Consider the following 15470-nt stretch of genomic DNA (forward strand, 5'->3'; position numbering starts at 1 on the left):
AAAACATCATTTTTAGTGCCAATCTTTTCAACAAAGTAATTAACAGTTGTAGTGTTGTTACAAGTAAGGCGATTTTAGGTCTTGTAAATCAGTGTTTTGAATGAGTTTAGAGAGCTTTGGTTTTAGATTGAATATTGTCTAAAATTCGAGTTATTATGAGGCATCCTTTTATGATTTCTTCATTTGAAATGGTCAAAGGAGGTGTAATTCGTATGGCTTTTGATTCAAAAAGTAACCAAAATAAGATCAATCCTTCGTCTTTTGCTTTTAAAATAACCTCATTTGTTATGTCTGCTGAAGGCGTAATTACAGCCAGCATTAATCCGCGACCACGAATTTCAGAAATGAGAGGATGGATTAAATGCTTTCTAATTAATTCTTCCTTTTCAAGGGCTTGAGACATTAAATTAGATTCAGTAATTTCTTTAACTGTTGCTAAAGCTGCAGCAGCTATAACCGGATGACCTCCAAAGGTTGTAATGTGTCCTAATTTTGGATTGTCTTGAAGTACATCCATCATTTTTTTTGAAGCTGTAAAAGCACCAATAGGCATACCACCTCCAAGGCCTTTTCCTGTAACTAAAATATCTGGAATACAATCAAAATGTTCAAATCCGAATAGTTTTCCAGTTCTACCAAATCCTGGTTGAATTTCATCTAATATTAAAAGTGCTCCTGCTTTATTACAATGTTCTCTGACGGCTTTTAGGTAATTGGTTTCAGGTTCTATAAAACCTGCACCACCTTGAATGGTTTCCAGAATAACAGCTGCTGTTTTTGAAGTGATATGTGATAAGTCATTTGCATTATTAAAGGTAATAAATCTAACATCAGGAATGAGAGGTCTAAAAACAGATTTGCGTTCTTCAAATCCCATAACGCTCAATGAACCCATAGTATTACCATGATAGGCATGATGAGCGGCTATAATTTCACTTCTCCCAGTTACGCGTCTTGCCAGTTTTAAAGCGCCTTCAATGGCTTCAGTGCCAGAATTTGTGAGATAGGTGGTTTCTAATGGTTTGGGCAGATGTTTTGCTAAAAGTTTAGCCAAATTTACGGCTGGTTCCTGAGCATATTCACCATAAACCATGACATGCATATACTTATCTAACTGGGTTTTTATGGCTTCAATAACTTTAGGATGATTATGCCCTAGACTACATGCCGAAACACCTGCAACAAAATCTAAATGAGCCTTATGGTCAGTATCGTAAATGTAAGAACCTTCAGCATGTGAAATTGTCATTGCTAGTGGATGAGGTGTTGTTTGTGCTTGATATTTATAAAAATCATTTAGCATTAATTATCTTTTTTGTTCTCATTAATTAATGGCTCGGGAAGTTTTTGACTTTTATCTGCGTCTCGTTTTGCTTTTATTTTTTGTGTTGATTTAGGTAAATTTCGTTCCGCTTTATTTATCTCATCTTTATCTTTTTCTGCTGCAGAATCCATGCGTTTAAACAGCGCTTCATCAAAGAACTCTTCTTCTGGAACAAAAGCATCTAAACCTTTTATAAGAGGAAGTTCAAGTGGAGGCTCATCACTAAACAAATCTTCAACACTTTTTGGACGTTCTTCTTCTCGCCAATCGAATCCTCTGAACTTTCTGGCGTTTTCAGGAAATTGAGATTCTGGATAAATTTCTCCATCAACTTGATTAAAAAGGGTAACAATTTTATAGCCATCTTCAAATTTCATATTGATTCTAGCTGATTTTGATTTGTTGATGCCTATAAGCGAATCTTCATCGTTTCTTGAATAAAAGATAATTTCAGCGTTCTTAATGATATCAACATCATGTAGTTCATTGTTTTCAAACAAACCAATTAACCGCTGACCTTTAATTTGATTAAACCCATCTCCAATGGTGTCTTTACTGATTAGAAAAGCATTATTAAATACTTTTAAAGAATCTAGCTCTTCTTTTTCTACATTAGATATGAGGTGAATAGAATCACCAGTCATTTGATTCCCTAAATTCCATAGAATAGGTCTTCTTTTTATCGCATAAGCTTCTTTAGATGAAAAACGATCTAAATTGATCAGTTGTGATAACCCTGTTTTATGATCTGCATGAATAGAATCAGCTTTACCACTCATATCACTTTTATACATTTTAGCATTATAAAATGCTCGTGTAATGCGATGTTCTGGTTTTCCTGTGATCATTAATGTATCGGCATGAATGTATATAGAGTCTGCCTCTTGAACCGTAATGGCCAAAGCTCGTTTTGTGATAAATACAGAATCTTTTGCTCTGAAGACTTCAGCGTAATGTCCTTTTACAATGCTATTATTAATGGTATCTGTGACCACTATATTATTGGTTGCAGAGGCAAAATTTTTATTTCTATCAAAAAAAAGGCTGTCACCAATAATTTCTCTATTGTTATAGTTGATTTTTGAATTTTTAATGAAATAACCAATATCATTGTTTGTGTCATAAAAGCCACGTTCACAATAGATTTTGCTGGAATCTCCTACGATAGTTGAAGGACCATACATGTATGAATGTCCAGTTTCAGAATAAAAATCTAATTGATTAGTATTAAGGGTATATTCAGGATTTACTAAAACGACATCTTTTAGAAATCGATATTTGCTCGTATCCATGTAATAACGACCAACTTGACTGGTTATGGTTCCTGAAGAATCTCTTACCACTTTTCCGGTAGTTCTGTAATATGCTTCTTGTTTTGTTCTGTCAAAGTAAAGAGTATCAGTTGTTAAAACCGATTGAGGCTCGGTAAGCACAACATCACCAGCAGCAAAAGCCATTTTTGTAATACCACTGTATTCGACATAGTCAGATGTCATGTTAATAGTATCACCTTGTTTCACTACGACATCGCTAAAGGCTTCAATAAAATCCTCATCCTGATAGTAAATAGCTTTATCACACCACATATCAATATCTTCATGAACCACATGAATTTGAGCTTGATCGCTTCTCACAAACGTAGTGATGTTTTCTCCTTTAAGGGAGTCTTTTACAGTAAAACCTGAATATTCAATTCTGATTTTTTTTGGCTGCTGAGCATAGGAGAGTGCTGTTGCAAAACAACAACTAAGTACAATTATATATCTGAAAGCTAGATTCAAGGTTTGGTGTTTTGCTCCAAAAATAACTATTATCTCTTCGGAATAGTATGCCTTAACAGATTTTTAATAGATATATCTCAGAAGTTATCTGTTGATGGTCTGTGTTCTATCTGGTCCAACAGACACAATGGTAATAGGAATTTCTAGCTCTTTTTCAAGAAACTCGATATATTCATTAAGTTCTTTTGGAAATTGAGATACGTCTCTCATTTTGGTGAGGTCTTCTTTCCAGCCTTTAAATTCGGTATAGATTGGACTTACGTTTTCTGCTTCGATATTAAAAGGTAAATGTGAAATTATTTCACCTTTATATTTGTAAGCTGTACAAACTTTAAGGGTTTTAAAACCTGAAAGCACATCACCTTTCATCATGCTTAATTGCGTTACACCATTCACCTGACAAGCATATTTAAGAGCTACTAAATCTAACCATCCACAGCGACGAGGCCTTCCTGTAACAGCACCAAATTCATGACCAATGCGAGCCATTTCTTCACCAGTTTTATCAAATAATTCTGTTGGAAACGGTCCAGAGCCAACACGAGTTGTATAGGCTTTAAAGATTCCAAAGACTTCTCCAATTTTATTCGGAGCCACACCTAATCCAGTACAAGCGCCAGAAGCTGTAGTGTTTGATGAGGTTACAAATGGGTACGTTCCAAAGTCGATATCTAACAATGAGCCTTGAGCACCTTCAGCTAAAATAGATTTTCCGTTTTTTAAGGCCTGGTTTAAATACTCTTCGCTATCTATAAATTGCAATTCTTTTAAGCGTTTAACAGCTGCAAAGAATTCATCTTCCATTTCTTTTAAATCATATTGAATATCAACGTTGTAAAATCCAATCATAGCTTCATGCTTATTCGCTAAAGCTCTATATTTTTCTTTCCAGTTGTCTAGTTCAAGGTCACCAATTCTAATTCCGTTACGACCAGTTTTGTCCATGTAAGTCGGACCAATACCTTTAAGTGTAGACCCAATCTTTGCTTTTCCTTTAGCTGTTTCAGAAGCAGCATCTAAAAGGCGATGCGTTGGCAGAATTACATGTGCTTTTCTTGAGATGATTAGTTTTGACTTGTAATCTAAATTGAATTGATCTAAACCATCCAGCTCCTGCACAAATACAACAGGATCAATGACTACACCATTACCAATTACATTAATGGATTCGTCATGAAATATACCTGACGGAATAGTTCTTAATACATGCTTGATGCCATCAAATTCTAAAGTGTGTCCTGCATTTGGTCCACCTTGAAAACGTGCAATAATATTGTATTTGGAGGTGAGTACATCAACAATTTTTCCTTTGCCTTCGTCGCCCCATTGTAATCCTAGTAGTAAATCTACTGCCATCGTATAATCTAGTTAGTTGGTTTATTCTTTGTTCCGTAAAAGTAGAGTGAATGATTAGAAATTGAAATATCAAAGACCTCCTCAATTGTCTTTTTAATAGACTGTATTCGCGGGTCACAAAATTCAATAACTTCACCAGTATCTGTTAAGATAACATGATCGTGTTGTTTATCGAAATATGATTTTTCATAATGTGCCTGATTTTGGCCAAACTGATGTTTGCGAACCAATGCACATTCCAGAAGAATTTCAATGGTATTATAAAGTGTAGCACGACTTACACGATAGTTTTTATTCTTCATTTTGATGTATAAGGATTCAATATCAAAATGTTCTTCACTATCATAAATTTCTTGAAGAATAGCATAGCGTTCAGGTGTCTTTCTGTGGCCTTTTTCCTCTAGAAATTTTGTAAAAACGTTCTTTACAATGTCTTGATTACTCTGTTCTGTTTGTGTACTCATAATTTGTGTTGCGAATTTACACAATTATACTCTTGTCACCTTATCTATTCCATTAATTTTTTTAAGGTTATCCATAAGTTTTTTCAATATTGTATTGTTAGTAACTACCACATTAATCTTCCCAGAAAAGATGCCACCATCTGTGTCAAAACTAATACTTTTCATGTTGACATGCATGTTAGAAGAAATCTCTTTAGTGATGTTGTTAACTAATCCTAAATTATCAATTCCAGATAAGGTAATTTGGGCAGAGAATTCTTGTTGTGATGAATCTATCCACTTTGCCTGCATAATTCGATATGCATAGTTAGAATGTAGACTCAATGCATTTGGGCAATTCTTTTTATGAACTTTAATGCCTTCATTAATCGTTAAAAAACCAAACACAGGATCACCAGGAATTGGGTTGCAACAGGTTGATAATTTATAGTCGAGTTTTTCTTCTTCCTTACCAAAAACAAGCATGTCGTATTTGGCTGTAATTTCTTCTTTATCAATATCTGGAGCAACGGTTGGTTTACGAATCTTACTTTTAATATAAGTCATGAACATGTTACTTCTGGAAGAAGCATATTCCTTGAGCATTTTATTATCTATGGTTCCAATGCCAACTCTGTAAAATAAATCAAGACTTGTTTTTAACTTAAAGTAATTCACCATTTCGTTAATGGACTTCTCATCTAAACTAATTTTAAGCTGCTTTAGTTTGCGTCTTAAAATCTCTTTTCCGTCTTCTGCAACTTCCTTTTTTTCATCCTTTAAAGAGGATTTAATTTTGCTTCTTGCTCTTGCAGTTGTGGCATAATCTAGCCAGTTGCTATTGGGTTTTATATTTTCTGAAGTTAAAATTTCGACCTGATCACCACTATTGAGCTCATGACTTAAAGGCACCAATTTGCCATTTACTTTAGCACCACGTGTTTTCATACCAATTTCGGTGTGTACATTAAATGCAAAATCTAAAGGTGTTGCGCCTTTTGGTAATGACTTTAAATCACCATTTGGAGTAAACACATAAATTTCTTTGGCGTAAAGGTTGAGTTTAAATTGCTCAACAAAATCAACAGCATTCGTTTCGTTACTTTCTAAAGCTTCTTGTAACTTGTCGATCCAGGTATCTAAAGCATCTTCGGCATTGCCTTGTTTGTATTTATAGTGTGCTGCATAGCCTTTTTCGGCAATTTCATTCATACGCTCACTACGAATTTGTACTTCTACCCAACGTCCTTTTGGTCCCATGACTGTAATATGAAGCGCTTCATAACCTGTAGATTTTGGTGATGAAATCCAGTCACGCAAACGAATGGGATTAGGTGTAAAATGGTCTGTTACGATGGAATAGATTTTCCAAGCGATAAATTTTTCGTTGTTGATATCGGACTTATATATAATTCTAACAGCAAACTTATCATACACTTCATCAAAATCAACCCCTTGTTTGACCATTTTTCGTCTGATGGAATAAATCGATTTTGGACGACCTTTTATGTCGTAGTTTAAGCCTTCGCTATTTAAAGAATCGACAATAACTTTTGAAAACTCTTTAATGTAATTGTCCTGTTCTTCTTTGCTTTCCTGAATTTTTTCAAGAATGTCATTATACACTTCGGGTTCGGTGTATTTAAGTCCTAAGTCTTCAAGTTCGGTTTTAATATTATAAAGTCCAATACGATGTGCTAAAGGTGCATATATGTATAAGGTTTCAGAAGCTATTTTTTCTTGTTTATCAGAACGCATAGAATCCATAGTTTGCATGTTGTGGAGTCGATCTGCGATTTTTATAATGATTACACGAACATCATCATTAAGTGTGAGTAACATTTTACGAAAGTTTTCCGCTTGTGTCGACACATCTTTATCTTTGTTAAGAGATGAAATTTTTGTAAGTCCGTCAACAATACGAGCAATCGTTTCGCCAAACATACGTTCTATGTCTGCGAGTGTATAGTCAGGACTATCTTCAACCACATCATGAAGTAGTGCAGCAGCAATACAAGTGGCATCTAAACCAATTTCGCTGGCTACGATTCTAGCGACAGCAATAGGATGAAAAATATAGGCTTCACCAGACTTACGACGTTGATGTTTGTGCGCGTCGACAGCCACTTCAAACGCCTGACGAATTAATTTTTTGTCAGTGGTTGAAAGTGTTTGGTAACTTACTTTAAGAAGATCTTTGTAAGCTTTTGCAATCTCTGCATTTTCTTTTTCAATGTCTACGTCTGCCATAGAACTAAAGTATGAATAAGAAATGTAATGTGCAATGTGTTTTTTAGGTTTTGTTTAAAGATTAAATCAAAACCCATTGAACCAAAAATTTATTGAGGTTTTTACTTTTTATTACTGGCTACAATTCCCATCAATGATATCTTGAGGTGTTGGGTTGTAAGCGTTGTAATCAATAAAAGTTTCTATTGATGTACCATTGCCATTTATAAACAATTCCTCTAAGGCACAAAAATTTGTTAGATTGGGATTAGGTCCATAAAGATAACCACTATCTGAAAACTCCAAACCAATCATAAGAGTTGGGACATTTGGACCTCCAGGATTAGTAATTGAAATCAAGTTACCTAATCCATTAAGGTCTGATAATTCTTGATTACCAGCAATCTCTAACCTATCTAATTGAGTAATTTGTTCTAATCCAGCTAAAGTGGTTAGCGCATCGTTATAATAAATTTTTAGACGTACTAACTCATTTAAGTTCTCGAGACCAGTTAGCGATGTAAGGGATTCATTTTGTCTAATAGTTAGATTTACTAGGCTAGTTATATTGTTAAAGTTATCTAGTGAAAACAATGAGTCATTTAAATAAATCCATAATTCATAACTTATGCTGACAAGACTATTTAGTCCTTCTGTTGAAGAAAGGTTATCATTATATGAAAGACTGAAACTACCAACATTAGCTAAGTTATTTAATCCTGTAAGCGAGATTAATAAATCGTTATTTTCTATTCTAAATGATCCAGAAATATCAGTTATATTATTTAAACCATTTAAGTTTTCTAGAAGCGAATTGCCAGAAATAATTAGCGAGCCATCAATACTTTCTAAGCCTATCAATGGTGTCAGATTATTAATGTCAGTTGGATTTTCAAAATCAGCAATGATAAAGTTTCCATTAATACTTGAGTAATTAAAGAGTCCAAAATTATCTACTTCTAACTGAGTTTTTAGTTGAATGTTTCCGTTATAAATACCACCTGTGTTACCACATGTACTTGATGTTTCAAGATTAATTGTTCCTCCATTTAAAATTATATCATCCGATATGCTCCATTGACCAGTATTATAATCAAATATTTGCAATTGGGTGGTGATTATTGAACAATGTTGTATTCCAATATTTATAATTCCATCTGTAATACTAAATGTATTATTTTCATCGAAATAAACATAACCATTTGTTAGTGGGTTTCCATCACAGTTGGTGACAGTTCCTGTAATTGTAGTAGTTTGTATATTTTCGGAAAAAGAAATATCTACATTAGCGTCAGAACTAAATCCGTTTAATACTTCCTCATGAACTAATTGAGAGTAGCACTGTCCACCAGCACTATATACAGTCACTGTAATCTCTTCATTAATTGGAACTAAACCACATTCAAAACCATCTTGAGATGTGAGAGTTCCATTATAAATTAGTTGATTATTACTGTTGCGTGTAATTGAAACATTATAAGGTGTTGATGCTTCTGATGTGCCAGAAGTAATCGAGAAGCAAAGGTTGACATATTCAAGAGGTAAATCACAATTCCACCACGTAAAATGAGTCACTTCAGCAATATATTTGTTTTCGCTTTTAATGGCTTGCCCTTCCTCTTTCCAGTAGCCCACAGTGTCATCAAAATACCATAGATTCATAGTTTCTGGTGCTATATCTGTTTGCGTATAGTGTATTGGGTATTCAATAGTTGCTGGATTGTTTTCATCAATGTTTAATGCTTCACCAGATGGTGAAAATAATTTGACAGACAACATTCCATAAGTTTCTAAAGCTACGGCATCATTAGTTGAAGTTTGGGCAAATAAACTTCCAGGCATTTGAGTAAAAGTAGAGTTGTCATTTGGTCGTATATAATGCAATACAACCTCTACTTGACCATTATAAATAGTACCATCTGAAGTAATAAAATCTCCTGTAAAATTAACTGAAGCTCCAGATTTGTAAACGGTTGAAGGTTCACCAGAATTCACAGTAGCTGTTACCTCTTTTTCTAGTAAAACGATATTGATTCTATTTACACCATTTTCTTTTGGAATTACAACTCTAGACCCATTTATATACCCATTTTTGTAGGCTTTTATATAAGCAAAATTTTCAAAAACGGCTACATCATTTAAAACAAATAGTCCGTTACGATCTGTTGATACCATAGCATTACCAATAGTAATTTGAACGTTTTCTAATTTCTCACCAGTTTCATTTGTCACCAAACCAATAAAATTGCCAGAGGTTGTATTTCCAAAATGTTCAGATTGGAAGATAAGATCGTTTGTGTTTAAATCTGGATCATTATTGTTTTGAGAATCAAAATCGTCTTTTTCACAGTTGTGAAACAGTAATATGGTAAAGGTTAATAGGAGTAGTTGGGTGATGTTTTTCATAAACCTGGTTTTCTTAAAGATACAAATTTTCTTAAAGATACAAAAATTCACAAAAGGTTGCGTCAACATTTTTGATTTTTTAGCTTCCCTAGAAATGTCTTTATAAGCTTTTGCAATCTCTGCATTTTCTTTTTCAGTGTCTACGTCTGCCATAAAAATAAAGTAGCAATAAGAAATGTAATGTGCAATGTGTAATTAGAATTTATTATTTCTTTAAATTCCTCACACGCTCCAAAAGTGTCGGATGTGAATAATGCATCCAAACATACGATGGATGAGGTGTGAGATTACTCAAACTATTTTTAGACAGCTTTTTAAGTGATGTAATTAAAGGTTCGGCTTTATAAGTTGTTTTTGCATAGTCATCTGCCTGGTACTCGAATTTTCGTGAGATGTAATTCATAGCTAATCCTATAAGTTCTGAAATAGGTGAATACAACATTCCGAAGGCAATTAAACCTACATGAAAACTTGGAGTTTCAACACCTAAGGCATTCGATAATAAAGGGTTTGATATAAAAACAGATAAGATAAATAGCATGATTCCTGTCAATACTATTGACGACACGAGATTAAAAATAATATGATTTCGTTTGTAATGACCAACTTCGTGAGCTAAAACAGCGACAATTTCTTCTTCCTCTAAATCGTTAACTAAGGTATCGTATAAAGTGATGCGTTTTTCGCTACCAAAACCAGAAAAATAGGCATTGGCTTTGGTGCTTCGTTTGGAGCCATCAATTACAAAAATGTTTTTCAAACTAAAACCAACCGATTGGGCATATTCCGAAATCTGCTCACGTAAAGTTCCGTCTTCTAAAGGCGTTTGCTTATTGAATAATGGCACTATTAACCTAGCATAAAACAGATTCATAAATACCGTAAATACAGTTACAATTCCCCATGCATAAAGCCAAAATTGCTCTTGTGTTTGTTGGTAAAACCAAATGATAAGCGCCAAAATTCCACCACCTAAAATGGCTGACATCAATAATCCTTTTATTTTATCGAGAATGAAGGTTTTGACTGTGGTTTTATTAAATCCGAATTGTTCTTCAATCACAAAGGTTTTATATATTGAAAATGGTAACGAAATAAGATCACTACCAATCATAATAATTCCGAAGAAAATCAAAGCAATACCAATTGGATTTTCAGTGTAACTTCTAGCAATATTATCTATATATTCAAAACCATCAAGTAGCAAAAAGCCAAGTGTCAAAATTATTGAAAACGTTGAGCTAAAAATTCCAAACTTATAATTGGTTTTTTTATAGGCCTGCGATTTTTTATATTCGGCTTCGTCATATACATCATTCAATTCTTCAGGAATGGCATCGTCATAATGTTTGGCATTTAGTGCATCAAGTACTTTATCGATAATAAAATTAATAACAATAATACTTATAATGATATAGAATAGCGTTTGTGCTGTCATTGTGTTTATTTTCAATTATAAAGAAAGATAGTGGCTTATCTTTTAGTGATTGCTGAGTTGTACTTAAGATTTTTATTTAAAACCTCTCTGTCTTTTCGCTTCAAAAATAAGAATTCCTGCAGCAACAGATACATTCATGCTGTCTATTTCACCTTGCATTGGAATAATAATATTTTGAGTGGATGCTTTTAACCACTCATTAGTTAGACCATCGGCTTCTGTGCCTACTACAATGGCAGTTGGTTTGGTGTAATCTTGTGTGTGATATGATTTTGAAGCTTGTAATGCTGCACAGTAGGTGTTGATCTTCATTTTAGAAAGAAATGCAATGATTTTAGTTGTAGAAGCCATTACAACTTGGTTTGTAAACACACAGCCAACACTAGAACGAATAATATTAGGATTATATACATCGGTTTTTGGATTTGCTATTATTACTGCATCGATATGAGCTGCATCTGCTGTTCGTAATATAGCTCCTATATTTCCTGGTTTTTCTGGAGCTTCAGCTATTAAAATTAAAGGGTTTTTATGAGTGATTTGTAAATTTTCAAGTGTATGAGGTTTGCTTTTTGCTACAGCAATAATGCCTTCAGTAGTATCTCGATAAGCTAATTTTTGGAATACTTCTCTGGAGATTTTAACAATGTTGAGTTGTGAAGTTGTAAAGTCGCTTAGTTCTTCTTCTGTGATTAAATCAGGATAGAACAGTAGGGTTTCAATTTCATAACCTCCTTTTATAGCTAATGATAATTCACGCTGACCTTCGATTAAAAATAATCCTGTTTTTTTGCGCTCACGCGATTTTTCTTTTAAAACAAGAATTTGTTTTACCAATGAGTTTTGGGTACTGGTAATCTCCTTATATTGCATTTGATGTTATATTCAGTATATTTGACAACCCTCAAATTTACGCTTTTATACTGCAATTACAATGTGTTTTGCGCATTAGAATTTTTAATAATTCGAAATTTAAGGTAGGGAAATCAATAACTTATTTGTTATAGTATTGACATCAATAGATTTTAATTTGAGTGTCTGAAATAACTAAACAACCACCTTAATTTATGAAAGTAAAATTACTCCTTCCGCTATTAGCCTTTCTTTTTTCAGTTTTAACTCATGCCCAAATTGGAGTCAATCCTCCAATAGATTTATATGCATGTGATAACTTTAATGGCTTTGCTAATTTTGATTTAAACCAAAATGATGCCATTGTTCTTGGTGGTTTGAGTCCTAATGAGTATACAGTAAGCTACCATATGACGCAAATAGATGCTGAAACAAACACAAATGCATTGATTAGTCCTTTTTCCAATACTACTAACCCTCAATTAATTTTTGTTAGAGTTGCAGAAATGGCTACAGGAAATTTTGAGATTCAGAGTTTTAATTTATTTGTAGACTCTGTTCCTGTTCCTACTCTGGATGATGTGTATGAGTTTTGCGATAGTTTTGAACTTGTAGTTGACTCTGGATTTGGCGATCAAGATTTTATTTTTGCATGGTATTTTGATGGTATTTTGTTACCAGATGAAACCGATTCTATGCTAACAATTAATCAGTCAGGTTATTATCAATTACAGGTATCAACTCCAGATGGTTGTTCTTCTTTCACAGATTTTGAAGTGGTGTCAGATACATTTGAAAACCTAACAACGCCCTCAGCACAAGTGGTTTGTGATGACAATAATGATGGTTTAAGTTCCTTTAATTTGTGGGATGCAATTAACGAAATTGGTATAGCATTAGGAATGCCAAGCCAAATAACCATACACGAAACATTAGGAGATGCCGAAATTGGTGTAAATGCAGTTAACCCAGTATATAACAATATAGTGCCTTATGTACAAACTTTGTATGTTAATGTATCAACTGTAAATACAGATTGCTATGGTATTACAACTATAGATCTTATTGTAGATACCAATTGTGTTGCAGCATCACCTGTTGAAGCGTTCATTTGCGTTGGTGATTTTAACATACCTGTTGATTACGACTTAACGTCTCAGGAGGCAAGTATGGTAAATGGACAAAATACGTCAGACTTTACGTTTACGTATTACTATTCTGAAACGAATGCTCAAAGTCAAAACAATGCTATTACAAATCCAGAAACTTTTCCTGTAAATGCTAATACACCTGTAATATATGTTCGTATTGAAGATAATCAATCAGGAAACTCAGTTATAGTTGAAATATACTTGAACTTAAGTTTGAATCCGCAAATAGACTTTAATGGACCTTACACAATTTGTAGCGGAAATGAAATTGTGCTATATCCTTTCATTAACAATAATAATGCAACCTACGAGTATGTATGGAACACAGGAGACACCAGTCCTGAAATTGTTGTATTAACAGGAGGAACGTATTCAGTTACAGTTACAGATTTAATCTCAGGTTGTTCAGCTACAGCTAGTGTAGATGTTATTGAAGGTGGTGATGCACCAATCCTCACAGATGCAGCAGGTTTATATAGTTGTGAGCAAAGTTCAACCTTTGATTTGACGAGCACCATTCCAGAGATTTTAAACGGTCAGGATGAAAGTCAGTATGTTATTGGCTTCTATAATAATTATAATTGGGCTTATGCAGATAACAATCCAATTACAAACCCAACTAATTATATTTCTGCAGGTGGAAGTGAAACCATTTTTGTAAGAGTTCAAAATATTGGAGATGAATGCTTTTCTATATCCAATTTTAGTGTTACTACAGATAATTCGTGTCCTACAGTTGTAAATTGTGAAAATGGTCCCGTAAACACAACCTATTGTTATGACAATAATGATACTACTGAATTCAATTTTCAGAGTTCAGATGGATTACCATTGACCCTTTATTTTAATACTGGTCAAACAGAAGTTAATTTTGATACAGTTTCAATATTAGATTCAGATGGTTCAACTATGAACTCTAATTTACTTTATGGAAATGATGGTGATTTTACAGGATTGACTTACACATCAACAGGAAGTTCAATAACGGTTCAATTTAATTCCGATAACACTATTAGTTGTACTAATAATAGTACTTGTTGTAATGAAGAATTTGATTTTAATGTGTTTTGTGCTTCGGCTGTTGGAATTATTCAAGTGAATGCTTTTGTTGATGCCAATTCAAATGATGTGTATGATGCCAACGAATTTAGTTTTTCTAATGGTTATTTCGCCTATGAAGTTAATGGCGATGGCATGATTAATACTGTAAATTCATCAACAGGGAGCTTTCAAATCATTAGTGAAAATGAAGCCGATACGTATGACATAACCTTTAATTTACACGAAGAATCTGCTGGATGTTACGATATTACAACAGCTGGTTTTGATACTGTTAGTGTTACTCAAGGCAATACAGTAACTATAGATTTTCCAGTTGTTGAAGAACAAAGTTGTGAAGATTTGGCAGTGTATTTAATAAACTACTGGACACCTCCAAGACCAGGTTTTACGCATGAAAATTATTTGGTATTAGAAAACTTAGGCTTTACCACAATTACATCTGGTACTGTAGAGTTTGTTGCAGATCCTCAACTGGTTTATAATGGTGTTACAAGCGTCAATCCAAACTATACAATTACAAGTACAGCAACTGGATTTGCAGTGGATTTTGTAAACCTACAACCAGGTGACGTTGAATATATTGATATTTCATTAACCTGTCCAGCTACTGTTGCTTTAGATGATATTGTTACCAATACAGCAACTTATGTTACAGATACAAACGATTTAGTTCCAGGAAATAATTATTCTACCTTATCAGAATTGGTGGTAGGTTCTTGGGATCCTAATGATAAAATGGAAGCTCATGGTCCAAAAGTGTTGTATGACGATTTCTCAGCTTCTGATGAATGGTTATACTACACCATTCGTTTCCAAAACTTAGGAACAGCAGCAGCAGAGTTTGTAAGAATAGAAGATGAATTAGATGCTAGTTTAGATGAAACCACCTTTCAAATGTTACGATCTAGTCATGATTATATCGTAACCAGAACAGAAAGTAGTTTAGAATGGTATTTTGATAACATCAATTTGTCTGCAGAACAAGACGATGCTGAAGGAAGTAACGGTTTTGTGTACTTTAGAATTAAACCAAAAGCAGGATACGCTTTAGGTGATGTGATTCCGAATACTGCAGCCATTTATTTCGATTTCAATCCACCAGTGATCACAAACCGTTTTGAAACCGAATTTGTAGATGATGCATTGTCAGTATCTGAATTTGATATCAACGGATTTACTATGTATCCTAATCCAGCAAAAGATATTTTGACAATTAAGTTAAATAACATTAGTAATGCTAAACTTAGTATTTATGACATTCAAGGGAAATTAGTATTAGAACGTTCTATTTCAAAAGAACAAAATTTAGAGCTTAATGTTTCAGACTTACAAAGCGGATTATACTTTGTGAAACTAAATACATCAACTAAAGAGGTGGTCAAGAAATTAATTGTTGAATAATAGCAATTAATTAGTGAATTAAAAGCC

At 33.6% G+C, this 15470-nt stretch carries 9 protein-coding genes; 1 reads left to right on the top strand and 8 read right to left on the bottom strand.

Annotated elements, in window-relative coordinates; translation table 11 throughout:
* Window positions 1-106 precede the first annotated feature (106 nt).
* The 8 genes from ACRHNM_RS06935 to ACRHNM_RS06970 form a co-directional block, all read right to left on the bottom strand.
* Entirely contained in the window at window positions 107-1303 is a 1197-nt protein-coding gene (locus ACRHNM_RS06935; protein WP_431135028.1) for an aspartate aminotransferase family protein, read from the bottom strand.
* Window positions 1303-3105 (bottom strand): OstA-like protein, encoded by a 1803-nt coding sequence (locus ACRHNM_RS06940; protein WP_431135029.1) that lies wholly within the window; start codon window positions 3103-3105, stop codon window positions 1303-1305. The genes ACRHNM_RS06935 and ACRHNM_RS06940 overlap by 1 nt, the downstream gene beginning before the upstream one ends.
* Window positions 3106-3189: 84 nt before the next feature.
* On the bottom strand, window positions 3190-4461 hold the full coding sequence (locus tag ACRHNM_RS06945; protein WP_431135031.1) for an adenylosuccinate synthase: 1272 nt from the start codon (window positions 4459-4461) through the stop codon (window positions 3190-3192).
* 8 nt (window positions 4462-4469) lie between these two features.
* On the bottom strand, window positions 4470-4925 hold the full coding sequence (locus ACRHNM_RS06950) for a Fur family transcriptional regulator (RefSeq protein WP_431135033.1): 456 nt from the start codon (window positions 4923-4925) through the stop codon (window positions 4470-4472).
* Window positions 4926-4949: 24 nt separating this feature from the next.
* Window positions 4950-7154, bottom strand: a complete 2205-nt coding sequence (locus ACRHNM_RS06955) for a RelA/SpoT family protein (protein WP_431135035.1) — start codon at window positions 7152-7154, stop codon at window positions 4950-4952.
* A 111-nt stretch (window positions 7155-7265) separates the two neighbouring features.
* Window positions 7266-9692: a hypothetical protein gene (locus ACRHNM_RS06960; protein WP_431135037.1), complete on the bottom strand. Its 2427-nt coding sequence runs from the start codon at window positions 9690-9692 to the stop codon at window positions 7266-7268.
* Between the two features lie 52 nt (window positions 9693-9744).
* A complete protein-coding gene (locus ACRHNM_RS06965) occupies window positions 9745-10977 on the bottom strand; it encodes a M48 family metallopeptidase (protein ID WP_431135039.1) in 1233 nt (410 codons plus the stop codon).
* 72 nt (window positions 10978-11049) lie between these two features.
* Window positions 11050-11850 (bottom strand): TrmH family RNA methyltransferase, encoded by an 801-nt coding sequence (locus ACRHNM_RS06970; protein ID WP_431135041.1) that lies wholly within the window; start codon window positions 11848-11850, stop codon window positions 11050-11052.
* A 194-nt stretch (window positions 11851-12044) separates the two neighbouring features.
* Between ACRHNM_RS06970 and ACRHNM_RS06975 the strand changes: the two genes are divergently transcribed.
* Window positions 12045-15443, top strand: a complete 3399-nt coding sequence (locus ACRHNM_RS06975) for a T9SS type A sorting domain-containing protein (RefSeq protein ID WP_431135043.1) — start codon at window positions 12045-12047, stop codon at window positions 15441-15443.
* The last annotated feature ends 27 nt before the right edge of the window (window positions 15444-15470 follow it).

Origin of the sequence: Psychroserpens mesophilus, assembly GCF_050617655.1 — a bacterium.
GTDB classification, from domain to species: domain Bacteria; phylum Bacteroidota; class Bacteroidia; order Flavobacteriales; family Flavobacteriaceae; genus Psychroserpens; species Psychroserpens mesophilus_A.